We start from the raw sequence: 26,881 nt of genomic DNA, 5'->3' as shown, positions 1-26,881 counted from the left end.
ATGTCTGTCAATAGCTGAGAACTCGCCTCATCCGCGAGTCCATCGACACACTCCACAATGTCGATGCCTTGATCACTTTGTCGTAGTCTCCGCCCCGGACCTGCTGACGGCGGGCCGGAGAGGACGAGGGAGATCGATGGGGATGCATAGGCGGGGCTCACCCGGGCGGCAGCGCGGGACGGCATCATGGCGGCGGTGGGTGGCGGGAATCGGAGCGGGGCTGATCGTCGGCCCGCTCGCCTGGTACGGGCCGGCTTACGCCGCGACCGAACCGGACGTCGCGGCCATCCCCGCGGCCCGGGTCGCCGGCGCAGATCCTGCGCGGCCGGGGAAGTCCCCGACGACCCGGACCGTCACGCTGATCACCGGTGATGCCGTACACGTCACCGGCGAACGGATGACGGTGGTCCCGGCCGCCGGCCGACGCGGGATCCCGATGCTCACCTCGCGGACCAACGGCCATACGTTCGTCGTGCCCGCCGATGCCGAGCCGCTGGTGCGGCGCGGCCACCTCGATCGGCAGTTGTTCGACGTGACCGAGCTGCTGGCTACCGGCCTCGACGACGCCTCCAGCCGAGGCGTCCCCCTGATCGTCCAGTACAAGAACAGGCAGCGGACCGCCGGCATGCGGTCGGCGCTGAGCGCAGGGGGCCGGAAGGGCCGCACGTTCGACAGCATCGACGCGAGCGCGGTGACCCAGCCCAAGGCCTCCACCGCCTCGCTATGGCGAGCCCTCGCCGGGCCGCCCGCCCAGCGGCGCGCCGCACAGGCCACGGCGGCGCCGGGAATCCGGCGCGTGTGGCTCGACCGGAAGAAGACACTGTCGCTCGACGTCAGTGCACCGCAGATCCAGGCGCCCGCCGCCTGGGCCGCCGGCTACACCGGCCGCGGGGTGAAGGTGGCCGTGCTGGACTCCGGGTACGACCCGGCCCACCCCGACCTGAAGGACGTGGTCAAGGCCAGCGCCAACTTCACCACCGCGCCCGACGTCGTCGACCACTTCGGCCACGGCACCCACGTCGCCTCGATCGTCGCCGGCAGCGGGGAGGCCTCGAACGGCCGGCACCGGGGCGTGGCGTCCGGCGCCGAGCTGATCGTCGGCAAGGTCTGCCCGGACCGGGGCTGCCCCACATCGGCGATCCTGGCCGGCATCGAGTGGGCCGCCGGGCAGGGCGCGAAGGTCGTCAACATGAGCTTCGGCGGCGTGAGCATCTTCAACGCGAGCGAACCGGAGGAGCAGGCCATCGAACGGCTCACCCGGGACAAGGGCATGCTGTTCGTGGCGGCGGCCGGCAACGACGGGCCGACGGGCTGGGTGGACTCGCCGAGCACCGCACCGTCGGCGATCAGCGTGGCGTCGGTGGACCGCCAGGACCGCATCGTGGCCAGCTCCAGCCGGGGCCCCACGCTGTCCGGTTCCCTGAAACCCGACGTGTCCGCCCCCGGCGACAGCATCGTCGCGGCCAAGGCGGCGGGTACGGACCCGGAGGCCGCGGATCCGTACTACACGTCCATGGGCGGCACTTCGATGGCGACACCACACGTCAGCGGCGCCGCGGCGATCGTGTTCTCCCGGTACCCCGACTGGAGTCCGGAGCAGGTCAAGGCGGCGCTGCTGGCCAGCGCCCGGCCGGCCGCCGAGGGCGACGTCTACGCCCAGGGCGCCGGTGTGATCGACGTGGCCAAGGCCCTCGGACAGACCGTGCTCGCCACTCCCGCGGCGGTGGATTTCGGCGGCTTGTCGGCTGACCCGGGGGACCAGCGCCAGACGGTCACGTACCGCAACAGCGGCGCCGCACCGGTGACCCTCACCCTCGATCTCCAGATCACCGGGCCGGGCGGCCGCCCGCTGCCGCAGCGTTTCGCGGTGGACGTACGCGAACTGAGGGTGCCGGCCGGTGGCACCGCGTCGGCCATCGTGACGGCGAACATGGACGGGATGTCGAATGTGTACGCGGGCGGCTGGCTCACCGCGTCGGCGGGCGGGGTCACCGTCGTCCGCACCGCGGTCGGCGCGGTCCACCGGGCCACCCCGGCCCTGATCAAGATGGCGGTGCTCAACCGCGCCGGAGTGGTCGACGACAAGACCATTGTGCGGCTGATCAACCGGGAGACCGGCCGGGTGGAGGACATCCGCCCGGAGCAGGGCGAGTACCCGAAGGTGTACGTGCCCGAGGGAGCGTACGACCTGCTGACCGCGATCTTCACCCCGGCAGGTGCCGCACCGGCGAGCTGGACACTGCACACCCGGTCGGCCCTGCGGGTCAGCGGTGACATGACGCTGACCGTCGACGCGCGACAGGGCACCCGGCTGAGCATCGACGCCGGCGAGGCCGGCACGGAGCAGTACGCGACGTCGGTCAACCTGGCGCTGACGGTGCCCGGCGGCGTCGAGAACATGGCGGTCTCCGCGGGCACCGCGCCGGACGAGCAGGCGAGGGAGATGTACCTGCTGCCCGGCGAGGCCGCCGACCACCTCACCGTCACCACCCGCAGCACCCTGGTGCGCCCGGTGGACGGCGACGTCACCCGCAGCCCCGTCGTCTACCACCTGCTGCTGCCCGACACCCACCAGCTTCCCGGTCCGGCGGTCACGGTCGATCCGAACCAGCTCGTCACGGTACACACCCAGTACGCCGAGCAGCTCCGCGGCGAACTCCACCAGGTGAAGACCTTCGCCTGGCCGCCCGTCGACAAGCCCGGGGTGGACCTGAGCGCACCGTCACTGCCCGTGGCGTCGCCGCTGGAACGCACCGAGTACTTCACCGCCGCCCCGGTCTACTGGCTCCAGGACGTGTGCCTGAGCGGACCGGACAACCCCCAGGAGAACTGCCTGACCGGCGTCATGCAGGACTATCCGGCGGGTAGCCGGACCGAGGTGCGGTGGAACGGCGCGGTCTTCGGGCCGGCCCTGCTGGCGTACGCGAACCTGCTGCCGGAACGCTCCGGCGAACACGTCTCCCTGCGGACGCCGTTGCTGACCGATGCCGCACCATGGCACTACAAGACCGACGCCGGCCTCCTGGGAACCACCAAGCTGTCGGTGAACGGTGAGCTGATCGAATCCACCGACTCTCCGAGTACCGAGTTCTTCGTCGGAGAGAGGTCCGGCACGTTCCGGGTCGAGGTGGAGGCCGCACGACCCCCGGAGGATCGACTGCGGCCCACCTCCCGGGAGACCGTGGCCTGGACGTTCCGCTCCGACCACCCGGGAGCGGGCACGACCCGGATGCTGCCGATCATGGTGGTGCGCTTCGCCCCGGTGCTCGACCTGCACAACCGGGCACCGGCCGGGCAGCCGTTCACCCTGCCGGTCACCGTGCAGCGGGCGCCGGGGATGCCGGCCACCGCCGCGGTCACGGTCGAGGCCTCCTACGACGACGGAACCACCTGCCACCGTGCCGAGGTCGCCGGGGCCGAGGACACCTGGTCGGCCCGGCTCACCCACCCCGGGTCCGCCACCCAGGTCTCGCTACGGACCACCGCGACCGACCGCGAGGGCAACAGGGTCGAGCAGACCCTCATCCGCGCGTACGCACTGCGGTGACGGCGGGGCCGGCGTCCCCCGGGGACGCCGGCCCCGCCGCTCGTGTCAGCTCGATCTCCACCAGAGGGCTTCCTTCGATCCAGCTTTCCACGCTGCCCGCCCAGTCCAGGCCCGGCGCGGGCGCCCGGTCCGGCGCCCCATCGTGGTGATTTCCACGGTCTGCTGCCCATCCAGCGCCCGTCGCGCCGAATCCGTCTCCGCCATGCGGTCATCCTGCATCCTCAAGCGAGCTTCAGATCAAGACCTGCCCCGGCGGGTTCTTCTCCGAAACCTGGCGCGAGGCCGTCGAAGGCTTCGAGTACGGCGAAGTCGAGTACGGGCTCACCCGCACTCGCTCAGGCGTCCGGCCGTGCGGGGAGGTTCAACTTTTCCGCCAGCCAGTCCGACTGGGGCACGGCCGGTCCACGGATGCCGAGACTCGCCCGCGCCGCCTGGTAGAAGCGATCGCGTGTCTCGTTGGCGTGGTCGAACTCGGTAGCCAGCTCGAATTCCGGACGAGTCATGCCACGGGCGTAACGGGCGACGTCCGTCACTGCGGCGCGCCACTCGCGGGCCGCGGTGATCGATGCGGCGTCGCCCAGGAGGAGGACGCTCTCCCATGTCTTTGTGCGCCGGATGTCGGCTTCTTCCATCCTGGCCAGGGCCTGCTCACGATCGACATCGTGAGAAAGCGCGTTCAGGTTGGCGATCCGGAGCGCGTACGTATGCACTTCCTTGACTGCGTTGGCGAACTCGACGTACGCCTGAAGCCGGCGCTCGTCCCACCGCGCCGCCTGCTGGCGCTGCCACCGCGAGCGGTCCGCGATCCCGGTGGCGAGGATGGTCCCGCTTGTTCCGAGGAGGACGCCGAGCAAAGCCGGCAGTTGGTCCGTCAAGGCGCTCATGGCCTCATGGTGCACGGGCGCCACAACATTGGCGACTGTCCGGCGAGGTGCCCGACTCCCGGCAGATCCGGTCGGCCGCGGCGGCGGGTCGCCGACCACCGGTGACCAGCACGTCGAGCTCATCGCGGGTGCCCGCCCGGAAGGCGACGTGGTTCCTGCCGCTGCGCAGAGCACCGGGTATCGGCCGTTGTCTTCGGCGTCCCGAGACGCTACGTTCCGGGCATGGGCAGCTCCTTTGTGGTCCGGGCGGCACATGCGTTCGACGGGGAGGTCTTTCTTCCCGATGGGGTGCAGGTCCACATCGAGGGCGATCGCATCGTCGCGATCCGGCCGCGTCGCGCGCCGCTGCCGCATGGCCAGCCGGTATGGGACCGGCCCGATGCCACCGTCCTGCCCGGCCTGATCGATACCCACGTTCATCTTGTGGCCGGCGACGAGCCCGACGCCCTCACGTGGGATGCCGGACGGTCCGCCGCCGAGCGCGAGCAGGTGATCCGTCGCGCCCTGCTGGCGCAGGTCAGTGCGGGGGTGACGACGGTGCGAGACCTGGGCGACAGCCGCTTCGCGGTCTTGGACCGATCGGTTCGGCACGACGAGCCGTCGGTCGTCGGGTCGGGCCCGCCGATCACGTCGGTCAACGGCCACTGCGCCGCGCTCGGCGGCGGGGTGAGCGGAAGGGGTGCGCTGCGGGCCGCCGTGGCGGAGCGGTATGACCATGGTGCCCGGATCGTCAAGGTCATCGTGAGCGGCGGTGCGATGACCGCCGGTTCGGATTTGCTGCAGCTCCAGTTCGATGTCGCCGACGTCCGCGTCGTGGTCGACGAGGCTCACCGTCGCGGGCTGCCGGTGACGGCGCACGCCCATCCGGTGTCCGCTGTCGAGGTGTGCCTGGCCGCGGGCGTCGACGCCATCGAGCACTGCACGTGCTTGACCGCGAACGGTATCCATACCCCGGACGCGGTGATCGCCGGACTGGCCGCACGCCGGATCAAGGTATGCCCGACGTTCGGCCGGCTGCCCACGCTACCGCCGTCCCCGCAGGCGGTCGAGGTCATGCGCCGGACGGGGATGACGTTGGAGGCCCGGTTCGCCCAGGTCGGCCGGCTCCATGCCGCCGGGGTGCCGTTGCTCGCCGGTTCGGATGCCGGTATCCATCCGGCCAAGCCGCACGGAGTGCTGGCACATGCGGTCGGCGAGCTGGTCCGGTCAGGGCTTCCCGTGCGAGCCGCGGTCGCGGCCGCGACATCGGAGGCCGCCGAGGCGTGCGGGCTGGCCGGCACCGCCGGGCGGCTCCGCAGGGGCATGGTGGCCGACCTGGTCGTCGTCGACGGCGACGTGGAGCGCGACGTCCTAGCCCTGACCCGGGTCCGCGACGTCATCCTGCGCGGGCGGTCCGTCGTCAGCGGCGCCGAGCCACGAGCACCGAGTTGACGACGTCCCCGAGGGGGTGCAGGAGGAGCTCCGGTACCAGTCCGGCGTTATGTACGTCGCTGATGTCGACCGCGGGGTACAGCAGAGAACGCAGGCCGTCCGCGCTGCGGATGACGACGTGCGTTCCCCGCTCGACCGACGTGCCGATGGCTCGCAACGCCGCCCGCTTCTGCGCCCGGGTCGTGCCGACAAGAGCGGCGACGACAACGACGTCGCACTCGGCGACCGCGCGCGCCATATCGGACGGGGACGCCGCATCGGCCAACACGACGCTGATCCGCTCCGCCGGGACGAGCCGATGGACGAGGCGGCGGGAAACCTCGACGGCTTCGCGGTCCCGGTCCACGACCGTGACGTGGACCCCCAGAGTGCGGCACAGCAGCATGGCACTCAGTGGCAACGGACCGCCGCCGACAAAACAGAGCCGGCGGGCGGTCTCGCTCTGGTGGCCGGCTGCCGCCAGCGCGTGCAGCTCCAGCCGGGCCAACTGCTCGTAGTTGTCGAGGTACGGGAACGCGGCGATCTCGGCGCCCGGGTCGGCGGCGGCGAGCGCCCTCCGAGCCCAGGCATCCTCGAGCAGGGACTCGCCCTGCGCACACAGCCGGATCAGGTGGGATCGCACTCCGTCGATCCGCGAATCGGACAGGACCGACTGAACTTCTCCAGCATCGGCGGAAATGCAGGCGTTGACCAGGTCGGCGAACAGCGCATTGACCAGAGGCGACGGGGCAAGATCCCTTTGTGCGCGCAGTCGCTCGTACAGGCTGAGAATGCGGCAGGAAAGCAAACCGGCCGGATCGACGTCCCGGACGGGCGCTGCGGACACGCTCAGCATCCGGGCACCCGCAACAACGCGTCGACGTCGATCTCGAAGTGCACCGTGTGGAACGGATCGGGCCGATCATCGTGGACCTCGCGGGTCGGCAGCGAACGCCAGAACGCCTCCGCGCCGGGGACGCTGGCGTCGGTGTGCAGGTACACACGGCGATATCCGCCTGGGCCGACGCTCCAGCCGACAGCCCGCTCGGCAAGGGCGCGACCCACACCACGGCGACGTGCCCCAGCGGCGACCCACACCCGCACGAGTTGGCAGACGCCCGGCTGGTTGTACTCGCGTGCGAGCCAGTCCGGATTCGGCGGAGTGGCCAGCAGGCACGGCTTGACGGCGGCGGTGCCCACGATGCCACCCTCGTCCCGGGCAACGACCAGCGCGCACCCAGGGCGCCGCAGATAGGCCGCCTCGAGGTGGTCGAGATCTCGATGCCACTGCGCGCGGTATCCGCCGAGGTCGGTACGTAACACCTCCCGCATGACCGTTTCCGCCTCGACCAGGTCTGCCGGCGCGGCAAGCGCGACGCTCAAATCCGAGGATTCGACCAGGCCCGTTCTCTGAGGGCTTGACATACTTCGACTTCTCCCATCAAGTCTTTCCATAGCTTCTCACCAGCGTCGCTAATAGCAACGATTTTCATTTGCTTAGGTGACGACGCGACGCTGACTCAGGCGGCTGGTTGCGGCGCCTCTGGGGATGGTTCCGCCATCGCGCGCACTGCCACGGCGCGCGTTCGAGGGTGGATGCGCCGGTGAGGTTCGGGGGAGTAGCCGGGTCAGCGTCAGCGAGTTTGCCAGTATGGCGGCGGCAGTCAGAGCGGTGACGACGCTCGACCGGGTGGACCAGAGGCGCTGCCCGGCCTCGAGGTTGATGTCGACGTGGGTGAGCGCGGGTGTGCCGCGGTAGCCGACGCTGGCGCCACGGCGGGCGCGGCGGCGAGAGAAAGACGTTGCCCCTGCTTCATGAAGACACTCCGTTCCTGAAGACCGGAACGGTAATCGTTTTCATTAAGTATCGTCTAATGGCGAGGTGACGATGTGGGCGAGCCGGTGTGCCGACCGGAGGCGTCTGATGGTCTTTCAGCTTCGAACCGAGGTCCGGCGCGCCCGGGCACGGTCGAGTCGTTGAACTGATCGACGACGCCGCGCGTACTGCAGACGTGCCTACCGATGTGTCCGCCACCGAACTGGCCGCCTACTGCCTGCACGCCCTCCGTGCCTGCGCCGGTATGCCGAGGAGGCGGTGCAGCGCCTGGTGGCGGTGACATTGTCGGGCCTACGGCCGTGACGTCCACGACCCGGCGCGTCGTGTTCGGGATGCCTGCGCGACCGGCTTCCCGGCGCGTCAGCGCATATAGCACGCCCTCGGGCGCGCCAAGGAGCGCGAAGACGTTCCTGCGCACCACCGTCATCGGCTCTTGAAAGGTCAATACCCATGATGAGAAGTTCTGCCCTGTCCTCTGTCGTCCTGCGGCGCGGCCTGCTCGCGGGCGCTGCTGTCACCGCCACCCTGGTGCTGTCCGCCTGTGGCGGAGACGGCACGTCCTCCGGCACGGGGATGAACCACGGAGGCACGAGCTCGACGAGCGATGCTCCGGCCAGTGCCGCGGCCGGTGCGGCACCGTCCAACGACGCCGACGTGACGTTCGCCCAGTCGATGATCGAACACCACCGGCAGGCGATCGAGATGGCCGCGATGGCCGACGGCCGGGCCTCCGACGCCGAGGTCAAGGACCTCGCGACCAAGGTCCGGGCCGCCCAGCAGCCTGAGATCGACACCATGACCCAGTGGTTGACCGCCTGGGGCAAGCCCGCCGCCATGCCCAGCATGGGCGGACACGGCACGGATCACGGCTCGATGCCCGGCATGATGTCCGAGAAGGACATGGCCAAGCTGGAGGACGCCCAAGGAGCAGCCTTCGACAAGCAGTTTCTCGCCTTGATGATCGCCCATCACGAGGGTGCGGTGGAGGTGGCTCAGGAGGAAACGGCGCAGGGGTCGAGCCCCGACGCCAAGACCCTCGCCCAGAAGATCATGACAGATCAGCAGGCCGAGATCGCGACGATGAAGAAGATCCTCGAGGGGCGCTGACGGTGCCGCGCGTGTGCTGGGCGTCGAGCAGGCGCCCAGCACACGCGTGTGACGACTACCAGGCCACGCTCATCCTCGCCGCCGATCTCCTAGGCGCCGGACGATGAGCCGGAAAGCGGTTCCTAGGCCAGCGCTACCGCGGTGTCGATTGCGCTCTGCAAGGCGGCCTTCGCCCGCTCGGTGTCCTCGGCGCTCAGCGCGACGCGATCGATACGGGCCAGCATTTCTGCCGCGGTGGCCGGCTCGTGCAGCGCCATCGCGACCTCGGCGCGGTAGGCGAGGACCTCCGCGAGCGCGACCGGGTCGTCACCGGCCTCAGGGCGCGACAATGCAGTGTCGAGGATCCGGGCGGCCTGCCGGAGATCCCCCTTGGAGTCGCCCTGCACCACGGCGTTGGCCAAGGCATTGGCGAGCCGCCCGGTCGGCGTGGGCGCAGGCGTGCGGTCGACCACCGCGTTCTGCACGACGCGGATCCAGTTGCCGCCCGGGTCGATGACGCTGAAGCCGCTGAGCCCGTCGTAGTTCTTCCGTGCCCGTGGTCGGGTCATCCGCGGCGTTCCGGAAATCAGCACCTTGCCGTACGCGGCGCGCATACCGGCCGCGAACGCCCGGTACAGCTCGCCGGTGTCCGAGGTCAGGACCAGGCAGGAGCCGTAGGACTGCTGCGGATCGAACCCCGGCATCTCGAAGAAGTGCAGATGCAGATCTTCTCGCTGGACCGCCACGTACGGGTTGGGCTTTCGCTGCCGGTGCGTGGTCCGGAAGCCGAGAACCTCATAGAAGGCAACGATGTCGTCGAGGGACGCGCAGGGCAGCAGCGGAACGGTCACTTCGTCAGCCATCCGTCCTTCCTAGCCGCCCCCGGAGGATCGCCGCACACAGATATAGCCGATCGTCGCTAGTGGACCGCCCGAACGGCCGATGCAGGCGGCGCGCCCCGCACGAATGCGGCTCTCTACGTACGGGTGGCGGCGGCGATCGCGGCGGCGGCGATCGCGCAGCAGACGGCGATGGCGGTGAACACCGTGGCGTAACTGCCGGTGGCGGTGTGCAGGTAGGCCGCAGCGAGGGGTGCGGCGGCCTTGGCGAGAGTCACCGGGACGACGAGGGCGCCGGCGAGGGTGGCGTAGCGGCGGGTGTCGTAGCGTTCGGTGAGCAGGAGGGGTTTGGCGATGGTGGCGACGCCGAAGCCGAGTCCGAAGCCGACGACCGCACCGATGCTCCCGCCGATGCCGGCACCGACAACGGGTAGCAGCAGCGCCGCGGCGGCTTGGAGGGTGAACACGGTGGCGGTGACGGTGGTGGTGCGGTGACGGCGTTGCAGTCCGGTGGTGATGAGCCGTCCGGCGACGGAGAGCACGCCGAGCAGCCCGGCGATGGTGGCGGCGAACGCCGGCCGGTGCCCCCACGAGGTGAGGGCGGCGACGAGGTGGACGGTGAACGCGCTGACTGCGGTGGTGTGTGCGGTGAAGCCGATGGCGAGCAGCCAGAACCCGCGATCGGCGAGAGCCGCCCGTATCGACTGCGGCGCAGCCCTTGCTGAGGCGTGCGGTGCGGCCGGTGTGGAGGGCCGGCGCAGGAGGAGGGCGTGCAGGGGCACGGTCACCGCTTGCACGGCGGCGAGGATCAGTAGTGCGGTACGCCAGCCGTGGGCGTCGGTGAGCCATCCGGTCAGGGGCAGGAACACGGAGCTGGCGAACCCGGCCACCACGGTGATGGTCAGCAGCGCGCGGGAGCGGCGCTCGACGGTGGTGACCGCGATGACGACGGCGAACGCGGTCTCGTAGAGGCTGGCCGCGGCCGCGGCGCCGATGCCGATCTGCACCAGGTAGAGCTGCCACAGGTGGTGCACCTGCGACAGCACGGCCAGCAGCAGGGCACCGGCGGCCGAGCCGCATGTCATGAGGAATCGGCCGCCGTGGTGATCGAGCCGGCGCCCGATGGGTACGGCCAGGGCTGCGCCGGTCAGGACGCTGGCGGTGAAGGCGCCGGTGACCGCGGTGGTGGAGGTGTGCAGGCCGGCGGCCAGCGGGGTGAGCAGGACGGCGAAGGCGTAGTAGAGGGTGCCGTAGCCGATGGTCTGGGTGATGGCCAGGGCGGCGACGATGGCGGTGTTGCGGGTGGGTGTCACGGGTTCGTGCCCACCGGGGTGGCCGGCGGGCACGAGACGGGTGGCGGACGGGCTCACGCGCGGCAACTGCCGCCGGTCGCCGGGGTGAGGCTGATCAGTCCTGCGACGCTGGCCGGCGCGCCGGGCTGGTCGGTGAGAGCGGCGATCTGCAGGGCGATCTCGGAGTCGAGCCCCATCTGCTGAGCGGCGGCGCGGACGGCGTCGCCGGTGCTGGCCGCGGTGGGCAGCAGCGCCATGGTCGCGGCGGCGAGCTTCCTGGGCACGTCCTGCGCGAGACCGAAGCGGGCGGCGATCTCACGGGCGGCGTTGTCCGCGACCAGGCTGGAGCTGCATACCCCCGTCTCGGGCAGGTCGAGCCGGACGTCGTCGGCGGCGGCGACGTCGCCGGCCAGGGCGGCGGCGATGGAGCGGACCTGCTCGTAGCCGGTGGCCATGAGGAACGTGGGGGCCCGGCCGTAGGACTTCATCCCGACGGCGTAGTAGTTCGCTTCGGGATGGGCCAGTTCCTTGTGCCCGTGCGGGCGGACGGTGCCGCAGGAGTGCTCGTTCGGGTCGATCAGGTCGGCCAGGGTGCGGGTGCAGCCCAGGATCGGGTCGAGATCCAGGCGCAGTTCGCCGGCGATCGAGTGGTCGGGCCGGAACCCGGTCGCGGACACCACCCGGTCGCCGGTGAGGATGCGCCCGTCGGCGGCGACCAGTGTGATGCCGCCTGCGGTGCGGCGTACGGTGTGGACGCCGAAGCCCTGCACGAGGGTGACCGCACCGGTGTCGACCAGTGTCCGCAGGCCGCTGCCGAGCGCGCCGCGGGCGGGCAACTGGTCGGCGTCCTCGCCGCCGAAGGCGCGTTGCGCGGAGCCGCCGCGCACGGCCCAGGTGATGCGGGTGCCCGGGGCGGTGCGGGCGAGGCGGGCCAGGTCGAGCAGGGTGTTGGCGGCGGAGTGGCCCGCGCCGACCACGATGGTGTGCCGGCCGGCATGCGGGTCGCGGTCGGCGCCGAGCATGTCGGGCAGGGCGTGGTCGATGAGGTCGGCGGCCTGGTCCTCGCCGTGGGCGAGCAACCCGTTGACGCCGAGCGGGTTCGGGGTGCGCCAGGTGCCGGAGGCGTCGATGACCGCACCGGCGGTGATGTCGGTGCCGTCGGCCAGGCGCACGACGAAGGGCAGGTCGGTGCGGCCGGCGGTGCGGACCCGGTCCACCCCGACCCGGCTCATCGCGACGACCCGGGCGCCCAGCCGCAGGTGCGCAGCGATCGCGGGCAGCTTCGCCAGCGGCTGCAGGTACTCCTCGACGAGCTGCGCGCCGGTGGGCAGGGCGTCGTCGGCGGGCGCGGCCCAGCCGGCGGCGTCGAGCAACCGGCGGGCGGCGGCGTCGATGTCGTAGCGCCAGGGGCTGAAGATGCCGACATGTCCCCACTGCCGCACCGAAGCGGCGACCTCGTCTCCGGCCTCGAGGACGAGGAACGGCAGGCCGCGCTCATGCAGGTGCGCGGCGGCGGCCAGGCCGACGGGCCCGGCACCGATCACCACGACCGGCAGCGCCGACTCGCCGTCGTCGAGGGGCGCGGCCCGCACGTTTACATCAGTAGCCAGTGATGTGACGGTCGTGGCGCAGCAGTCGCCGCTCGACACCGGTGCCTCGGCGGCCGGTGCCTCGGCGGCCGGTGCCTCGGCGGCCGGGGCCGAGGCGGGGCCGCAGCAGCCGGCGCCGGAGGCCACCGCTTCGCTCTTCGCGGCAGGGTCGCAGCAGGCGTCGGCCGCGGCAGCGGCTCGGGCGGTGCCACAACAGGGGCCGGCGCTCGGGTTTTCGCTCATCGGAAGCTCCTTGCAGGTGGTGCCGTCTCGTGACGACGCGGGACGCGATGCGGGTCGACGCTGCAGACGCAGCCCCGCATCACTGATGACTGATGTGTCTTGATCGGCGTCGAACTACGTCTACCTTGCATCGTAGTTAGAGAGATGTCAAGCTATCCGTATGTCGGTTCTTCCCGTGCTCGAGACCACTGCGGCGCAGGGCTGCTGCCCGCCGTTGTCGGTGCAGGCACTCGCGCCGCAGGTCGCGGGTGAGCTCGCGCCGCTGTTCAAGGCGTTGAGTGACCCGATCCGGTTGCGGTTGCTGTCGCTGATCGCCTCCAGCGAGGAGGTGTGCGTCTGCGATCTGACCGGCGCATTCGACGTCACGGGCGCGACGATCTCGCATCATCTGCGGGTGCTGCGCGAGGCGGGCATGGTCGAGGCGCGCAGGGACGGCACCTGGGCTTACTACCGGCTGCGGCCGGAGGCGCTCGACCTGCTCGGCGGCCTGCTGAGCGCGGATGCTGCGGCGGCGCCGCGCCTGTCGGCTACCGCCGCCACGCCGACGACCGCCGACGTCGACGTCGAGGGTGCCGCGATATCAGCGAATCCTGATGTGGTGCGGTTGCTGGCGGATCCGTTGCGGGCGCAGCTCGTACAGATCCTCGCCACAGGACCGGCCACCACCTCACATCTGGTCGCCGACACCGGCGCCAAGCAGCCGAACATCTCCGGGCACCTCAAGCTGCTGCGCGAGGCCGGCGTCGTGACCACGGAGTCCCGCGGCCGGTACACCTACTACCGCCTCGCACCCGACGCCTTGCAGGGCGCCGCGCTGCACCTGGCCGACCTCGCCGCGCAGGCGCGAACCACCGCCGACGACTTCCGCGCCCTCTGACGGCTCCGCCGGATACATGGCCGGTAGATGAACAAGCCGGCCGCAGCTTGCTCCCCGCAGTTTAGTTCAGTAATCATTGAGTCAATGAGCACTGAAGGTTCCTCGGTGGTGGGACGAGCGCGGATCCACGCCGCGTTGGGCGACCCGGCGCGCCTGGCGATCGTCGACGCGTTGTGCCTGGGCGATGCCTCGCCGGGCGAGATCGCCCGCGACCTCGGCTTGCCGAGCAACCTTGTCGCCCACCACGTCAAGGTCCTGGCGGAGGCCGGGCTACTCGAACGGACCCGCTCGGAAGCCGACCGGCGCCGCACCTACCTGCGGCTGCGTCCACAGACCTTGGCGCTGCTGCGCTCACCGGGGCTACCGGAGGCGCAGCGGGTGGTGTTCGTTTGTACGCACAACTCGGCCCGCTCCCAGCTTGCCGCAGCCCTGTGGGCGGACCGCACGCGCCGACCGGCCGCGTCGGCGGGCACCCACCCGGCCTCACACGTCCACCCCGGAGCGGTCGCCGTGGCCCGCCGGCACGGGCTGCGGCTCGATCCGACGGGCACCGCGCACGTCGTCGACATCGTCGACGACGGCGATCTGGTCATCGCGGTGTGCGACAACGCCCACGAGGACCTCAGCACCGGCGCGACCCGGCCGCGGCTGCACTGGTCGGTGCCCGACCCCGTCCGCTCCGGCACCGACGCGGCCTTCGAAGCCGCCTACACCGACTTGGCCGGGCGCATCGACCGCCTCGCACCCCCGCTGGCAGGAGACCGCCCATGACCGGCCTCACCGCCCCCGTCCTGGCGCCGCGACCCGTCCACCGACCAACCGCATCACCCTTGGGAGAACCCGCGCTCATGAATCCTGTTGCGACCTGGCGACGCCTGCTCGCCGAGTTCGTCGGCACCGCACTGCTCGTGACGGCCGTCGTCGGCTCCGGCATCATGGCCACCACGCTGTCACCCGGCAACGTCGGCCTGCAGTTGTTGCAGAACTCGGTCGCGACCGCGTTCGCGCTCGGCGCGCTGATCCTCGCCGTCGGCCCGGTCTCCGGCGCCCACTTCAACCCGGTCGTGTCGGCCGCCGACTGGTGGCTCGGTCGCCGGCACGGCACCGGTCTCACCGCCCCTGAGCTGGCCGGCTACGCCGCCGTGCAAACCCTCGGCGCGATCGCCGGCAGCGTGCTGGCCAACGCCATGTTCGACCTCGCCCCGGTCACCATCTCCACCACCAGCCGCTCCGGGGCTCATCTGTGGCTGGGCGAGGTGGTAGCCACCACCGGCCTGCTGCTGCTCATCTTCGCCCTCGTCCGCTCCGGCCGGGCCGCCGTCGCGCCGGCAGCGGTCGGTGCCTACATCGGGGCGGCGTACTGGTTCACCTCCTCCACCAGCTTCGCCAACCCCGCCGTCACCATCGGCCGGGCGTTCACCGACACCTTCGCCGGCATCGCCCCTGCCTCCGTGCCCGCCTACATCGGCGCTCAACTCGTCGGCCTGCTCGCCGGCATCGGTCTGGTAGCCGCGCTCTACCCCTGCGCCGGGGCCGACGCCGACCAGGTCGTCGTCCCGCACGAGGACACCGAACCCGCCCGAAGCCGGGCCTGAGCACCCACCACGCAGCACCACATCTCGAGGAGAAGACATGAGTGCCAAGCCGTCCGTCCTGTTCGTCTGCGTCCACAACGCCGGCCGCTCACAGATGGCCGCCGGCTGGCTGCGCCACCTCGCCGGTGACACCGTCGAGGTGCGCTCCGCCGGCTCCGCGCCGGCCGACCGGATCAACCCGGCCGCGGTCGAGGCCATGACCGAGGTCGGCATCGACATCACCGACCAGACCCCGAAGAAACTCGAATGGGAGACCGCCGAAAGCAGCGACGTCATCATCACCATGGGCTGCGGCGACGCCTGCCCGACGTTCCCCGGCAAGCGCTACGAGGACTGGAAACTCGACGACCCCGCCGGCCGGGGCGTCGACGCCGTCCGCCCCATCCGCGACGAGATCAAGGTACGCGTAGAGAAGCTGCTCGCCGACCTCATCCCCGCCACCTGACCTGGACACCGGCCGAAACCTGGGAGGTGCCTCGACCAGGCAACCTCGGACCCTCGTCACGCTGGTCCCTCACAGAGCCCGCCATCAATGCCGCACCGGCCGCGCGACCGACGCGATATGTGGAATGACAGCGGGCGCGACGCCGTTCGGCGCTCCCGTGCCCGGACGCCGGTGTCCGGGCACGGAAACGTCATGACCGACGCATGTTCACGGCCGCAGGATCGAGAGAATCTGGTTCAACAGGTCAACGATGATCTGCAGCCAGTGGCGGGCCACGCCGGTCGCACTTCCGGTGCCGGACACGAGGGTGAGTGCGACGCTCTGCGTTTCGCTACCCACGGTTCCCCGTTCGAGTCCACGAGCGTGGCAGCAAGGGGGCCGACCGCGACGATGCCATCGTCGGCGACCTCGAAGCGCTCGGGAACGAATGTGCCGCTGACCGTGCGCGTGGCGCCGGTCGCATCGGTGAAGGTGCCGGAGACCGCAGACGTCATGGTGCCGGGCGTTCCCGGCAGGCGTTCCCGGGTGGCGGCGACCCGGCAACGCGCCTCCGCACGAGCGTCCAGCGTTGCCGTTCGAGTTCGTCGCGTCTTCGGCGCCCATTAATCCGGGTCATGTGCTCCTGACATTCACGGCTATCAGTCTGCGCTGTGTCCGTGTCCGTACTTTCTGGGAGCCGACATGGCGCTGTCGCGTCGTACCCTCCTGCTCGGCAGCGCGGCGGCCGGCGCAGCCGCCGCCACGACGACCTGGCCGCTCGCGGTTTCGGCCGCGCCCGCCCGAGGCCCATTGCGCACCGATCCGTTCACCCTCGGCGTCGCCTCCGGGGACCCGGATTCCGACGGCTTCGTGCTCTGGACGCGGCTCGCGCCGAACCCGCTCGCCGAGGACGGGGCGGGCGGCATGCCCTCGCGCGACGTGGCGGTGGAATGGCGGATCGCGGCCGACGAGCGTTTCCGGAAGGTCGTCCGCCGAGGCGTGGTGGTGGCTCGGCCGGCCTCCGCGCACGCCGTACACGTGGAACTGGGCGGGCTGCCGCCGGCGCGCGAGTTCTTCTACCGCTTCCGGGCGGAGTCCTTCCTGTCGCCGATCGGGCGTACCCGCACCGCCCCGGCACGCTGGTCGCTTCCCTCGGCGCTCGCGATGTCGTTCGCGTCGTGTTCGCAGTACGAGCACGGCTACTTCACCGCGTACCGGCGACTGGCCGAGGGCGAGCCGGACCTGGTTCTGCACCTGGGCGACTACCAGTACGAGTACCCCGCCGACACGTACACCATCCCCGGCGGCAACCCGCGCGACCACCAGGGCCCCGAGACCGTCACTCTGGCCAACTACCGGCAGCGGCACGCCCAGTACAAGACCGACCCCGACCTGCAGGCCGCCCACGCCGTCGCGCCGTGGGCGGTGATCTTCGACGACCACGAGATCGAGAACAACTGGGCCGACGAGGTGCCCGAGCAGCCCGACCCGGACTTCCCCGCCCGCCGCGCCGCGGCGTTCCAGGCCTACTACGAGAACATGCCGCTGCGCCGCACCTCGATCCCGCGCGGCATCGACATGCGGCTCTACCGTCGGCTGCACTGGGGCCGGCTGGCCACCTTCCATCTGCTCGACACCCGCCAGTTCCGCGACGACCAGGGCTGTGGTGACGGCTACAAGGACTGCCCGGCCGCCGCCGACCCGACCCGCTCGATCACCGGCGCCGAGCAGGAGGCCTGGCTGCTCGACGGCTTCCACCGCTCGTCGGCCCGCTGGGACATTCTCGGCCAGCAGGTCTTCTTCGGCCGCCGCGACAACAACTCCGGCCCGGCAACGGTGCTCAGCATGGATAGCTGGGACGGCTACGCAGCCTCCCGCGACCGAATCACCCGTGGCTGGGTCGACGCGGGTGTCCGCAATCCCGTCGTCCTCACCGGCGACGTCCACGCCCACTGGGCCGACGACCTGAAACTCGACTGGGCCGACCCGGCGTCGATCACCGTCGGCGCCGAACTGGTCTGCTCGTCGATCACATCGTCCGGCGACGGAGCGGACGTCGTACCGGGAACCCACCCGTGGGCAGCCTGGAACCCGCACTTGCGCTTCTACAACAACCAGCGCGGCTACGTCCGTACGCGCATCACCACGGACGCATTGACCGCCGACTTCCAAGTCGTGCCGTTCGTGACCCGGCCCGGCGCGCCGGTGCACACCAGGGCGACCTTCGTCATCGAGGACCGGGTGCCCGGCCTGCACCAGATCGCCGACACCCCCACCGCGGGCGGTACGGCAGGACTGCGGGCACCGTCCGCCGCGGGCGCGGAGACGGTCCGCCAGGAGACCCGGCGGCCCTGACCCGGCATCAGCGTCGAGAGGTGATCAGGTTCGTGGTGGGCTGTCGAGCGTGCCGCGGCCGCGCCCGGAGTAGCCGTGAACGGCCCGCGGGACGGCTCCGCCGTCCTATGCGGCGATGGTGTGCCCGGTGCCCTTCCTGCGCCGGGTTTTCTCCCGGTACAGGCGCTTGTCCGCGATGTCCAGCAGGAGCGCCAGATCGCTTCCGCCGACGCTGGTCGCGGTCCCGGCCGACACTCCGATCCGCTCCGCCATCGCCTCGACGATGCGCACCGACGCCTCGGCCGCGCCGGCCGCGTCGGTGTGCGGCAGGACGATGACGAACTCGTCGCCGCCGAGCCGGGTGATGAGCGCCTCGGCCGGTATCACCTGGCGGCAGGTCCGAACGGCCCACTGCAGCAGGTCGTCTCCGGCGGCGTGACCGATCGTGTCGTTGACCTGCTTGAAGCCGTCGAAGTCGAAGCAGATGACGGACACCGGCGAGGTCGGCGTGGCGGCCGCGACCATCGGCCTGGCCCGCTGGTCCAGGCCGCGGCGGTTCAGGGCGCCGGTCAGCGGGTCGACCAGCGCCAGGCGGCGCAGCTCCGCCCGTTGCCTGGCGACGATCGAGGACTGCAGCGCGCAGATCGCGCTGACCCCCAGCATGCCGGCGAGGTGCACGAACGCGTACCCGGGCCGGGCCGGCTCGCCGACGTGGGCCACGGTGACGTAGGCGCCCGCGAGCAGCGCCTGGAGCGCGATCATGATGCGCGGCGGGCAGGAGATGGCGAACAGTACGCAGGGCGCGACGAAGCCGTGGGCTGCGGGCGACGCGACGCCGCCGTCGAGGTACGCGGCCACCGCGACGACCATGATCGATAGGACGCTCACGGCCAGCATGACGATCCGCCTGGTGGACCGGCGGGTGATCCACCGGGCCGTGGCGAGCACGGCAACGCCCATGAGTGTGCCGGGGCCGTAGATGGCGGCGAGGATGGGGCGGTTTGGCTCGCTCCACGTCAAGAGGCAGTACGACGCCGCTACCCCGTACGCCATGACGCACATGGCGCCACCGAGCATCATCTGGCGCTGGGCGCCGCTCACGGCGTGGCACGGGTTCCTCACGGTTGGCCCATCGGCGCGAAGATCGCGGAGCCGAGCGGGAGTCCCCCGGGCGACCCGTCTTGCACCCGTACCGCTCCTGACGGCCGGTGCCCGCGGTCAGCCCGGACTGCACCTCGGGCCGGTGGCGGTCATGGCGGTCACCTCCGTGACCAGTGCGGCGAAGGGGCTCTATCTGCCGGCCACGGTGCGGCCGGGCCAGTCGCGGTAACGGGTCTCGGCGAGGATCACGTCCCTGCCCGGCACCAACGCCCCCTCACTCAGCTCGGCGCCGAAGTAGCGGGCGCGAGGATCCGTGACGACCGCCCGCGGATCGTGGCGTGCGGCCAGGGCGTCGGTGAAGAAATCGTCCATGCGGAACCGCTCGGGCCCGGCGACCTCGACGTGGCCGTGCAACGGCGACCCGGTCGCGACCCGGGCTACCGCCTGGGCGACGTCGTCGCCCGCGATCGGTTGGAACCACACCGGGGCCATCCGGACCGTGCCGCCGACGGTGGCGGCGTCGGCGATGCTGCCCACGAACTCAAAGAACTGTGTCGCGTGCACGATCGAATACGGGATCGAGGCCTTCTCGATGAGCTGCTCCTGAGCGACCTTCGCCCGGAAGTAGCCGCTCCCGGGCAACCGATCGGTCCCCACCACCGACAGGGCGACGTGGTGGGCGACGCCGGCGGCCGTCTCGGCGGCGAGCAGATTGCGTGTGGAGGTCTCGAAGAACCTCATCACCGCGCTGTCCTCGAACGACGGCGAGTTCGACACATCGATCACCACGGACCCGCCGACCAACGCGTCGGCGAGTCCGTCACCGGTGAGCGTGTCGACCCCGGTATCCGGCGCTGCCGCCACCATCTCGTGGCCCTGCTCCCCGAGGGTCGTCACGAGTTTCGCACCGATCAGGCCGGTGCCACCGATCACGACAATCTTCATCGCAAAACCTTCCTACGGGCCTCGGCCGGCGACCGAACCTGCCAGGTCAGCGACGGCGCAGGACATCGATGAGGGCTGCAGCCATCGTCGGAACCTCCGGGCAGCGGCACCTCACCCCGCAGGGATGAGGTCGTGGCCTGCCTCAGGCGCGACGCACCTCGGCATGAGCGGAGGTTTCAGCTCGGCGCAGCCGGGCGTCGGACGGGCCGGCCCGTCCGAGACGCCGACGCCGACGTCTCGGACGCCGACGCCGACGCCACGCCGCGCCGGCTCGGCCGACCCGTCCACTCACTCTGGTCGGTAAACATCGCGCTGGATCGGCCAGCGTCGCTGTCGCCGTCCGCGGCAGCGCCATGCGCCGCCAGGTTCGTCAGTCGAGCTGGCCGTTGTAGTCGGGAAGCTTGAACGTACGCTCCGCGTGCCCGCCGCCGAGGTCGGTGGCGCTGTTGCCGATGCTCGCCACGATCGTGTATCCGCGTCGCTCGATGGCGATCCGTGCGTTGGTCTTCAGGGTCTGGTGTCGCTGAAATCGAGGGTGGTCCGGGTGTAGAGGTCGGTCCAGTGGTAGTCGACCAGGCTCAGGTTGAGTTCGGTGACCTTGTCGATGATCTCCGGTCGGGCGGTGACGAAGAAGACCACGGAGTCGTCAGCGGCGTGCATGGTGGCGCTGGCGTGGTGGGTGCCCGCTCGGTCGTGGTCCGTTCGCAACGACTCCGGATAGCCTGTAACAGGCCTCCCGCTGATCCGGTGGTGGGATGGTGGCGGGTCGAATACAGCCATCAACGCTCGGTCGGTGGCGACCTTGTAGGGAGACACTCGTGTCAGTGCCGCTGTACCAGGCCAAAGCAGAGATGTTCCGGACCCTTGGGCATCCTGTTCGGATTCGCATTCTGGAGTTGTTGCAGCCTGGGCCGCAACCGGTGCGTGACCTTCTCGCGGAGATCGATGTCGAGTCGTCGAACCTGTCGCAGCAACTTGCCGTGCTGCGCCGGGCCGGCATCGTGGTGTCCTTCCGTGATGGCGGCGCCGTCATGTACGCGCTCAGTACCCCGGCCGTCCTCGATCTCCTTGCCGCTGGTCGCCGTATTCTCGGTGAGATCCTGACCGACAGGGACAGACTGCTGGCCGAGCTACAAGATCGAACTCGTTCTCTGCCGCAGCCGTGACGGCGCGCCACGTCCGGGAGAAAGGGTGCGCTGACGCCGTCGTATCGTCGGCGGTGCAACACCGCACCGGTACTGGTGATCACACGTCGAGCCCCTGCTCGATCGCACGGAGCTGGTGACGGGCCATGGCCAGATTGGCCCGGTCCTTGTTCAGGACCAGGTAGAGGAACAGGCCCCTTCCGGACCGGCTGCTGACGGGACGGATCAGGTGGTACTGGGTATCCAGGGTGATGAGGATGTCCTCGAGTTTCTCCGTGAGGTTGAGCACCTCCATGGCGCGCAGCTTCGCGCGTACCACGTCGGTGTTGCCCGCTGCGGCGACCGTCAGGTCGAGGTCTCTGCTGCCGCCGGCGGTACCCAGCGCCATGCCGCTGGTGTGATCGACGAGAGCAGCCCCGATCGCGCCGTCGATCTGCATCGTGCCCTTAAGTGCCACGTCCATCTCTGGCATGTCCGACTCCTCAGCGTTCGTGTGTCGTGATACGTCGAGGATCGCGGCGACCGGCAGACGTGAACCGCACATGGTGTCCGGCGCCCGGCAGGCCACGATGGACAAAGTTGTATCGTGTACACATTGACTTGAAGACTTTTGCAACTCATGGATTCATCAGCTCGTTCGAGTACGGCATGAGCGTCGCGTCCGGCGTGTTGGCCCGGCTCGGCCTCACCGGGGCGCCCCCGCCAAGAGGGAGCCGCGGCCGGCTCGGCTCCCCCTTGGCGGCCACTGGAGCGCACCCGCAGTTCAGGCCCTATGTAGCGGAAGTGGTTCGGGATGATCGGGGACGTGGCGTTGTTTCTGCTGCCGTGGACAGTGTGCACGGTCGCATTCGGGTGGGCGGTCGCGCGCCGCTGGTTGGCGCCCGTGGTGGAGCCCGCCGTCACCGTCGTCACGCTTCCCGCGGTGCTGGCGCCGCTCATCTGGGCCTCCATCGTCCTGCCGGTCGGCGGCGCCTGGACCGCGTTGGCCGGCAACCCGCCCATCAACGGCTCCGACGAGGACGTCATTCACGCCACCTTGACCATCCCGGTCGCTGTCGTCCTCGGCCGGCTGCTGCGCAGGCTGCCGCCGGACCGGCCCCTGCGCCGCCGGACGCGCTCGACCGCGGCGTCGCCCCCGGCACAACGGCCTCGTCCGCTGCTGGTCCCTCCTGGCCCGGCGTGACCAGGGCGGATGGTGTGCCCAGGCAGCAACCGGGCACACCATCCGCCGCGCCGTGTCGGAGTTCGAGGCGAACCATTTTGCGTCCCCGGCTCACCAGCGGATAGAACAGCGCCTCAACGTCGGTAAATGTCGGCGATCTCCGCCGCGTACGTCTGGTGCACGACTTGGCGCTTGACCTTGAGCGACGGAGTGAGCTCCCCGGTCGCCTCGGTGAAGTCACGGGGGAGGATGCGGAACGCTTTGATCGCCTCGGCCTTGGAGACGGCCTGGTTGGCGGTGTCGATGGCGCTCTGGATCTCCGCGCGCAGGCTGTCGTCTTCGCGTGCCTGCTCCACGCCGGTGTTCGTCGGCAGACCCGCCTCGGCCAGCCACTTCGGCAGGGCCTCCTCGTCGAGGGTGACCAACGCGGCGATGAAGGGCTGCCGGTCGCCGATCACCACGCACTGGCTGACCAGTGGGTGGATACGGACCTGCTCCTCCAGCACGGCCGGGGCGACGTTCTTGCCGCCGGCCGTCACGATGATCTCCTTCTTCCGGCCGGTGATGCGCAGGTACCCGTCGTCATCGAGGTTGCCCAGGTCACCGGTGCGAAACCAGCCGTCGGCGGTGAGCGCCTCGGCGGTCGCCGTCTCGTTGTGCCAATAGCCCTGGAAGACCAGGTCCCCGGCGATCAGGACTTCGCCGTCGTCGTCGATGCGCACGGTCACTCCCGGCAGGGGCCGGCCGACGGTGCCGATCCTGATGCCGCCGGGCCGGTTCGCCGCGGCGGCCGGAGACGTTTCGGTCAGGCCGTACCCCTCACAGATGGTCACCCCGATGCCGCGGAAGAAGTGGCCCAGCCGGGCGCCGAGCGGCGCACCACCGGAGATGGCGTCGCGGCATCGGCCGCCCAGGGCCGCCCGCAGTTTGCGATAGACCAGCCGGTCGAAGAGGGCATGTTGCACCCGCAGCGCGATACCCGGCTTGGCCGTCGTCTCCAGCGCCTCGCTGTACGCGACGGCCACCTGCTCGGCGCGCGCGAAGATCTTGCCCTTGCCGTCGGCCTGTGCCTTCTGCCTGGCCCCGTTGTAGACCTTCTCGAACACCCGGGGCACCGAGAGCACGAACGTGGGACGGAACTCCTGCAGTTCGGCGACCAGTTTCGTGGTGTCCGAGCAGTAGCCCATGCGAGCCCGGATCTGCACCACGCCCACCTGGATCAGCCGGGCGAAGGAGTGCGCCAGCGGCAGGAATAGCAGGGTCGAGGAGCCCGGTCCGAACATGTTCGGCAGCGCGCCCACTGCGTTGACGGCGTCGGCGTACAGGTTGCGGTGGGTGAGTATGCATCCCTTGGGACGCCCGGTGGTGCCGCTGGTGTAGATCAAGGTGGCGAGGTCGTCGGCGCGCAAGGCCGCGCGGCGACGCTCCACCTCGGCCGGGTCGACCGCCGCACCGGCTTGGACCAGTTCGTCCACCCCGCCGAGGTCGATCTGCCAGACGCATCGTAGGTCCGGAAGCTGGTCCCGCACGCCGGCCACCACACTTGCGTGCGCGCTGGTCTCCACCACGCATGCCACCGCGCCGGAGTCGGCCAGGATCCACGCGGTCTGGTGGGCGCTGGAGGTTTCGTAGACCGGCACGGTGACCGCGCCGACCGCCCAGATCGCGTAGTCCAGCAGGGTCCACTCGTACCGGGTGCGGCTCATCAGCGCGACCCGGTCGCCGGGCTGCACGCCTGCGGCGATCAGCCCACGGGCGACGGCGATGACCTCGTCGCGGAACTGGCGGCAGGTCACCTCGCTTCGCGCCTCGCCCGTGTCGGACAATGTCACCGAGGATCGGATGAACTGGACTGCGTCGGGGGCGCTCTCCGCGTTGTCCCACACCGGATCGGTGAGGTCGGCCGTATCGGCGATGGTGACGATCGGCGGGACGGAAAGTTCGCGCACCCTTGCTCCTCTGCTCCTGCTGTCCAATCCGCATCGCCCACACCAGCTCGCGCCGGTCCTGGCCGGTCCTTGCGTCGGACATCGCGTGACCGGTGCGCAACTGTACCTACGGCGGCCGGCCTGGTGATCGCCGCCCGCATGCAGCACACCGTGCCGCCCGCAAGGTCACCCGGGAGGTCGACGAGGCCGTTCGAGCAGACCAGATCAGTCCGACCGTGGCTGTGCGGGCGGTCGTCGTCGCGGCTTGCGTACGACCGGTCGCAGAGGGTCACCGTGCGGCGCAGCTCGACGCCGCGTCGACGAGGCCGTCAGTGTGAGTCCGTGCCGTCCTCCACCGCGATCGCGGACGTGCGACGGTGGAGCGTGAGAGTCATGATCAGCACGACCAGTGCGCCGACGATCAGTCCGAGGATGGCGCTGGCCACCGTGTTGACGAGCCAGCCGACGAGCCCGCCGAGCACACCCGTGGCGTCGTGGGCGGCTTCCTCCAGGTGGTGCACGGCGTCGTACAGGAAATGCAGGCCCAGTTCGTCGGCGCCGACCAGCAGGATGTGCCCGCCCACCCACAGCATCGCGGCGGTGCCGACCACCGTCAGGACGGTGAGGACGACCGGCATCGCCCGCACGAGGCCGCGGCCGAAGGAGGCGGCGGCGCCGGACAGTTGCGACAGGCGCAGTCCGGCATCGTCCATCCGCACGATCAGGGCGACCGCGCCGTACACCAGGACGGTCATGACGACGGCGACGACGGCCAGGATCGCCAGGCGGGACCAGAACGGCTCGTCGATCACCTCGTTCAGGGTGATGACCATGATCTCCGCCGAGAGGATCAGGTCCGTTCGTACCGCGCCGGACACCAGGGTCTTCTCGTCCTGCACCTTCTCCTCGCCCGCGCCGTGGGCATCATGATGGGCGATCTTGGCCCAGACCTTCTCGGCGCCTTCGTAACACAGGTAGGCGCCGCCGAGCATGAGGATCGGCGTGAGCAGCCAGGGCACGAACTGGCTGAGCAGCAGTACTGCGGGCAGGATGATGAGGAACTTGTTGCGCAGCGATCCCAGGGCGATGCGCTTGATGATCGGCAACTCGCGCTCGGATGCCAGGCTCCGCACGTACTGCGGCGTGACAGCGGCATCGTCGATGACGACACCCGCCGCCTTGGCCCCGGCCTTCGCGGCAGCCGCCCCGATATCGTCGACCGACGCCGCCGCGGCGCGAGCCAGCACCGCCACGTCATCCAGCAGGGCTACGAGTCCACCGGCCAAGGCACAGTCCTTCCAACGTTGAGCAGAGTCCCTAGCGTCTCATCTTCGCCCAGGTCCCTGTCCGCACATGCCACCGCCCGGTCATCTCCTGGGCGCGGGATCCGGGCGGCGAGGACGAGCTCCGGCGGGCGGACTGATGGGCATCGATCACGGATGCGACCTCTACGTGCCGACTCACGCGGTCGGCCGGGCTCTGCGGGCGGTCGCCGCGATCGCCCGCCTGCCTGGTGCTGGATCGGGAGGGCGACGGCGACGAGGTCTGCCGGCCAGTCGGCGGTGGCGATCTCGCGGCGCTCGCCGCCACCTGGCGCGAGGTGGGCTGAGCGAGGATGCGCTCCACGACCTGGCGTCTCGGATCCACCGCGAAGCCGTGCGGCGGCCGGTTTCCGGACGATCTCCCGGTCGTCTGAAGCGTCTCCGCGGCCCGTCGACGAGTCCTACCCGGACGCGGACATCATGCAGACCACAACTACGGCGTGTGCATCGTTGGCCGGCGGGGGCGTCCGGTGTGGAGCACGGCCGGTGGCTCTCGACCATCCCGGGTGGATCCCTCACCCATGCGACATACTCCCCGACTCCGTCATAAGGGGGCGAGGTGGCATCGGGCAAAGCCGCAGGTGCAGTCAAATGCCCGCCATCGGCCGCTATCCGGGACGCTGTGGTCCATACCCGGAGTTAGATTCTTAAAACCAGGCGAGCCCCTGTAGCGCAATTTCCGACATTGAATTTCGGGCGGCGAAGGGTATAGTCCATTGTCATCGTTCATTTACCGGATTCCGAGGTGGGGGACATGGATGACTCGGTGGATGACCGCCGGTACCTCGTCGTCGTAAACGACGAGGAGCAGTACTCGGTGTGGCCGGTCGGCGGGGAATTGCCGCTCGGATGGAGATCGACCGGGATGACCGGCGACCGCGCCGCCTGCCTGGCGCACATCGACGAAGTGTGGACCGATCTTCGCCCGCGTGGCCTGAGGGAGTGGCTCTCCTCCAACGGCTGACGCAAGATCGACGCTCAGTCTGGGGATGGTTGCCCAGGGTGTGCCGTCGACGGCGGCAAATCATCGCATATTCGGACGGGCGGCGAGTTCCGGCACGACAGTGCGCGACCGCCCGGCAGCCGCCGGTTCGCCGGCGGTATGGACGTGCCGTCCTGTTCACGGGGGAGAGGTGGCATAGCGCGGGCGAATTCCGCCCGGCGGGGTATCACTCGAGCGTCGAGTATCGACGCCATTGCCAGCATGCTCGGACATCGTCTCCGACCGTTGGCAGGTATGTGCGGTCAGGCTGTGTCCGCGATGACTTCCGGCTGCTGTCGCCACGCATTTCATTGCTCGTCGTTCGAATGTCTGCGGCGT

General features: G+C 70.3%; 25 protein-coding genes. 11 read left to right on the top strand and 14 right to left on the bottom strand.

Translation table 11 applies throughout. The features are described from left to right. Positions 1-199: 199 nt before the first annotated feature. Positions 200-3,547 (top strand): S8 family peptidase, encoded by a 3,348-nt coding sequence (locus tag EDD30_RS06030; RefSeq protein ID WP_071802843.1) that lies wholly within the window; start codon positions 200-202, stop codon positions 3,545-3,547. 335 nt (positions 3,548-3,882) lie between these two features. On the opposite strand, the gene EDD30_RS06020 is transcribed toward EDD30_RS06030, so the two are convergent. Continuing rightward, positions 3,883-4,431: a hypothetical protein gene (locus tag EDD30_RS06020; RefSeq protein WP_071802983.1), complete on the bottom strand. Its 549-nt coding sequence runs from the start codon at positions 4,429-4,431 to the stop codon at positions 3,883-3,885. 222 nt (positions 4,432-4,653) lie between these two features. Here EDD30_RS06020 and EDD30_RS06015 point away from each other — a divergent pair, with 222 nt between their 5' ends. Continuing rightward, positions 4,654-5,862 carry an amidohydrolase family protein gene (locus EDD30_RS06015; RefSeq protein ID WP_071808505.1) on the top strand — a complete coding sequence of 403 codons (1,209 nt, stop codon included), beginning with the start codon at positions 4,654-4,656 and terminating at the stop codon, positions 5,860-5,862. Here the strand turns inward: EDD30_RS06015 and EDD30_RS06010 are convergent. Then, positions 5,831-6,688: a nicotianamine synthase family protein gene (locus EDD30_RS06010; protein WP_170047610.1), complete on the bottom strand. Its 858-nt coding sequence runs from the start codon at positions 6,686-6,688 to the stop codon at positions 5,831-5,833. The genes EDD30_RS06015 and EDD30_RS06010 overlap by 32 nt on opposite strands. Positions 6,689-6,690: 2 nt before the next feature. Beyond that, positions 6,691-7,224, bottom strand: coding sequence for a GNAT family N-acetyltransferase (locus EDD30_RS06005; RefSeq protein ID WP_170047612.1), 534 nt, complete (start codon positions 7,222-7,224; stop codon positions 6,691-6,693). A 904-nt stretch (positions 7,225-8,128) separates the two neighbouring features. On the opposite strand from EDD30_RS06005, the gene EDD30_RS06000 reads away from it, so the two are divergent. Further along, the gene (locus EDD30_RS06000; protein ID WP_211277974.1) at positions 8,129-8,785 is read left to right on the top strand and encodes a DUF305 domain-containing protein; all 657 of its coding nucleotides are present in this window, start codon (positions 8,129-8,131) and stop codon (positions 8,783-8,785) included. A 122-nt stretch (positions 8,786-8,907) separates the two neighbouring features. On the opposite strand, the gene EDD30_RS05995 is transcribed toward EDD30_RS06000, so the two are convergent. From EDD30_RS05995 to EDD30_RS05985, 3 genes are all read right to left on the bottom strand, one after another. Then, entirely contained in the window at positions 8,908-9,627 is a 720-nt protein-coding gene (locus tag EDD30_RS05995; RefSeq protein WP_071808508.1) for a VOC family protein, read from the bottom strand. A 113-nt stretch (positions 9,628-9,740) separates the two neighbouring features. Beyond that, positions 9,741-10,973 carry an MFS transporter gene (locus tag EDD30_RS05990; RefSeq protein ID WP_244945137.1) on the bottom strand — a complete coding sequence of 411 codons (1,233 nt, stop codon included), beginning with the start codon at positions 10,971-10,973 and terminating at the stop codon, positions 9,741-9,743. Beyond that, positions 10,970-12,487: an FAD-dependent oxidoreductase gene (locus EDD30_RS05985; protein WP_071803031.1), complete on the bottom strand. Its 1,518-nt coding sequence runs from the start codon at positions 12,485-12,487 to the stop codon at positions 10,970-10,972. Before EDD30_RS05985 ends, EDD30_RS05990 begins: the two co-directional genes overlap by 4 nt. A gap of 400 nt (positions 12,488-12,887) precedes the next feature. Here EDD30_RS05985 and EDD30_RS41765 point away from each other — a divergent pair, with 400 nt between their 5' ends. From EDD30_RS41765 to EDD30_RS05965, 4 genes are all read left to right on the top strand, one after another. Next, positions 12,888-13,604: an ArsR/SmtB family transcription factor gene (locus EDD30_RS41765; protein ID WP_071803019.1), complete on the top strand. Its 717-nt coding sequence runs from the start codon at positions 12,888-12,890 to the stop codon at positions 13,602-13,604. Positions 13,605-13,688: 84 nt separating this feature from the next. Next, positions 13,689-14,375, top strand: coding sequence for an arsenate reductase/protein-tyrosine-phosphatase family protein (locus EDD30_RS05975; RefSeq protein WP_071803020.1), 687 nt, complete (start codon positions 13,689-13,691; stop codon positions 14,373-14,375). A 77-nt stretch (positions 14,376-14,452) separates the two neighbouring features. Continuing rightward, positions 14,453-15,199, top strand: a complete 747-nt coding sequence (locus EDD30_RS05970; protein WP_071803021.1) for an aquaporin — start codon at positions 14,453-14,455, stop codon at positions 15,197-15,199. A gap of 37 nt (positions 15,200-15,236) precedes the next feature. Beyond that, positions 15,237-15,644, top strand: a complete 408-nt coding sequence (locus EDD30_RS05965) for an arsenate reductase ArsC (RefSeq protein ID WP_071803022.1) — start codon at positions 15,237-15,239, stop codon at positions 15,642-15,644. 207 nt (positions 15,645-15,851) lie between these two features. Here EDD30_RS05965 and EDD30_RS41390 read toward each other — a convergent pair whose 3' ends face one another. After that, positions 15,852-15,983, bottom strand: coding sequence for a hypothetical protein (locus EDD30_RS41390; protein WP_280526131.1), 132 nt, complete (start codon positions 15,981-15,983; stop codon positions 15,852-15,854). A gap of 342 nt (positions 15,984-16,325) precedes the next feature. On the opposite strand from EDD30_RS41390, the gene EDD30_RS05960 reads away from it, so the two are divergent. Next, positions 16,326-17,978: an alkaline phosphatase D family protein gene (locus EDD30_RS05960; protein WP_071803023.1), complete on the top strand. Its 1,653-nt coding sequence runs from the start codon at positions 16,326-16,328 to the stop codon at positions 17,976-17,978. A 105-nt stretch (positions 17,979-18,083) separates the two neighbouring features. On the opposite strand, the gene EDD30_RS05955 is transcribed toward EDD30_RS05960, so the two are convergent. The 4 genes from EDD30_RS05955 to EDD30_RS05945 form a co-directional block, all read right to left on the bottom strand. Next, positions 18,084-19,058, bottom strand: a complete 975-nt coding sequence (locus tag EDD30_RS05955) for a GGDEF domain-containing protein (RefSeq protein WP_071803024.1) — start codon at positions 19,056-19,058, stop codon at positions 18,084-18,086. A gap of 189 nt (positions 19,059-19,247) precedes the next feature. Beyond that, a complete protein-coding gene (locus EDD30_RS05950; protein ID WP_071803025.1) occupies positions 19,248-20,003 on the bottom strand; it encodes an SDR family oxidoreductase in 756 nt (251 codons plus the stop codon). A gap of 370 nt (positions 20,004-20,373) precedes the next feature. After that, positions 20,374-20,490 (bottom strand): HAD family hydrolase, encoded by a 117-nt coding sequence (locus EDD30_RS41760; RefSeq protein WP_342353759.1) that lies wholly within the window; start codon positions 20,488-20,490, stop codon positions 20,374-20,376. Positions 20,491-20,510: 20 nt separating this feature from the next. Next, the gene (locus EDD30_RS05945; RefSeq protein ID WP_071803026.1) at positions 20,511-20,711 is read right to left on the bottom strand and encodes an HAD family hydrolase; all 201 of its coding nucleotides are present in this window, start codon (positions 20,709-20,711) and stop codon (positions 20,511-20,513) included. A gap of 110 nt (positions 20,712-20,821) precedes the next feature. On the opposite strand from EDD30_RS05945, the gene EDD30_RS05940 reads away from it, so the two are divergent. Further along, on the top strand, positions 20,822-21,169 hold the full coding sequence (locus EDD30_RS05940; RefSeq protein WP_071803027.1) for an ArsR/SmtB family transcription factor: 348 nt from the start codon (positions 20,822-20,824) through the stop codon (positions 21,167-21,169). 79 nt (positions 21,170-21,248) lie between these two features. On the opposite strand, the gene EDD30_RS05935 is transcribed toward EDD30_RS05940, so the two are convergent. Further along, positions 21,249-21,620 carry a hypothetical protein gene (locus tag EDD30_RS05935; protein ID WP_071803032.1) on the bottom strand — a complete coding sequence of 124 codons (372 nt, stop codon included), beginning with the start codon at positions 21,618-21,620 and terminating at the stop codon, positions 21,249-21,251. Between the two features lie 333 nt (positions 21,621-21,953). Here EDD30_RS05935 and EDD30_RS05930 point away from each other — a divergent pair, with 333 nt between their 5' ends. Further along, complete coding sequence (locus tag EDD30_RS05930; protein WP_143162538.1) at positions 21,954-22,331, top strand: hypothetical protein; 378 nt, start codon at positions 21,954-21,956, stop codon at positions 22,329-22,331. Positions 22,332-22,444: 113 nt separating this feature from the next. Here the strand turns inward: EDD30_RS05930 and EDD30_RS05925 are convergent, their stop codons facing one another. Together EDD30_RS05925 and EDD30_RS05920 are read right to left on the bottom strand one after the other, a co-directional pair. Then, positions 22,445-24,259 carry an AMP-dependent synthetase/ligase gene (locus EDD30_RS05925; protein WP_071803029.1) on the bottom strand — a complete coding sequence of 605 codons (1,815 nt, stop codon included), beginning with the start codon at positions 24,257-24,259 and terminating at the stop codon, positions 22,445-22,447. A gap of 308 nt (positions 24,260-24,567) precedes the next feature. Continuing rightward, on the bottom strand, positions 24,568-25,524 hold the full coding sequence (locus EDD30_RS05920; protein WP_071803030.1) for a DUF808 domain-containing protein: 957 nt from the start codon (positions 25,522-25,524) through the stop codon (positions 24,568-24,570). A gap of 790 nt (positions 25,525-26,314) precedes the next feature. Here EDD30_RS05920 and EDD30_RS05915 point away from each other — a divergent pair. Continuing rightward, positions 26,315-26,524: an MbtH family protein gene (locus tag EDD30_RS05915; protein ID WP_071803033.1), complete on the top strand. Its 210-nt coding sequence runs from the start codon at positions 26,315-26,317 to the stop codon at positions 26,522-26,524. Positions 26,525-26,881: the final 357 nt, after the last annotated feature.

The sequence above is a fragment of the Couchioplanes caeruleus genome (assembly GCF_003751945.1).
Classification (GTDB): Bacteria; Actinomycetota; Actinomycetes; order Mycobacteriales; family Micromonosporaceae; genus Actinoplanes; species Actinoplanes caeruleus.
This window is presented reverse-complemented; position numbering and strand designations above follow the sequence as displayed.

What these genes read in the sequence shown, in the direction of transcription:
- EDD30_RS06000 (WP_211277974.1), top strand. Translation starts at nt 8,129, where the DNA reads ATGATGAGAAGTTCTGCCCTGTCCTCTGTCGTCCTGCGGCGCGGCCTG.
- EDD30_RS05965 (WP_071803022.1), top strand. Translation starts at nt 15,237, where the DNA reads ATGAGTGCCAAGCCGTCCGTCCTGTTCGTCTGCGTCCACAACGCCGGC.
- EDD30_RS05995 (WP_071808508.1), bottom strand. Translation starts at nt 9,627, where the DNA reads ATGGCTGACGAAGTGACCGTTCCGCTGCTGCCCTGCGCGTCCCTCGAC.
- EDD30_RS05975 (WP_071803020.1), top strand. Translation starts at nt 13,689, where the DNA reads ATGAGCACTGAAGGTTCCTCGGTGGTGGGACGAGCGCGGATCCACGCC.
- EDD30_RS05915 (WP_071803033.1), top strand. Translation starts at nt 26,315, where the DNA reads ATGGATGACTCGGTGGATGACCGCCGGTACCTCGTCGTCGTAAACGAC.
- EDD30_RS05950 (WP_071803025.1), bottom strand. Translation starts at nt 20,003, where the DNA reads ATGAAGATTGTCGTGATCGGTGGCACCGGCCTGATCGGTGCGAAACTC.
- EDD30_RS06015 (WP_071808505.1), top strand. Translation starts at nt 4,654, where the DNA reads ATGGGCAGCTCCTTTGTGGTCCGGGCGGCACATGCGTTCGACGGGGAG.
- EDD30_RS41765 (WP_071803019.1), top strand. Translation starts at nt 12,888, where the DNA reads ATGTCGGTTCTTCCCGTGCTCGAGACCACTGCGGCGCAGGGCTGCTGC.
- EDD30_RS05970 (WP_071803021.1), top strand. Translation starts at nt 14,453, where the DNA reads ATGAATCCTGTTGCGACCTGGCGACGCCTGCTCGCCGAGTTCGTCGGC.
- EDD30_RS05960 (WP_071803023.1), top strand. Translation starts at nt 16,326, where the DNA reads ATGGCGCTGTCGCGTCGTACCCTCCTGCTCGGCAGCGCGGCGGCCGGC.
- EDD30_RS06020 (WP_071802983.1), bottom strand. Translation starts at nt 4,431, where the DNA reads ATGAGCGCCTTGACGGACCAACTGCCGGCTTTGCTCGGCGTCCTCCTC.
- EDD30_RS05935 (WP_071803032.1), bottom strand. Translation starts at nt 21,620, where the DNA reads ATGCCAGAGATGGACGTGGCACTTAAGGGCACGATGCAGATCGACGGC.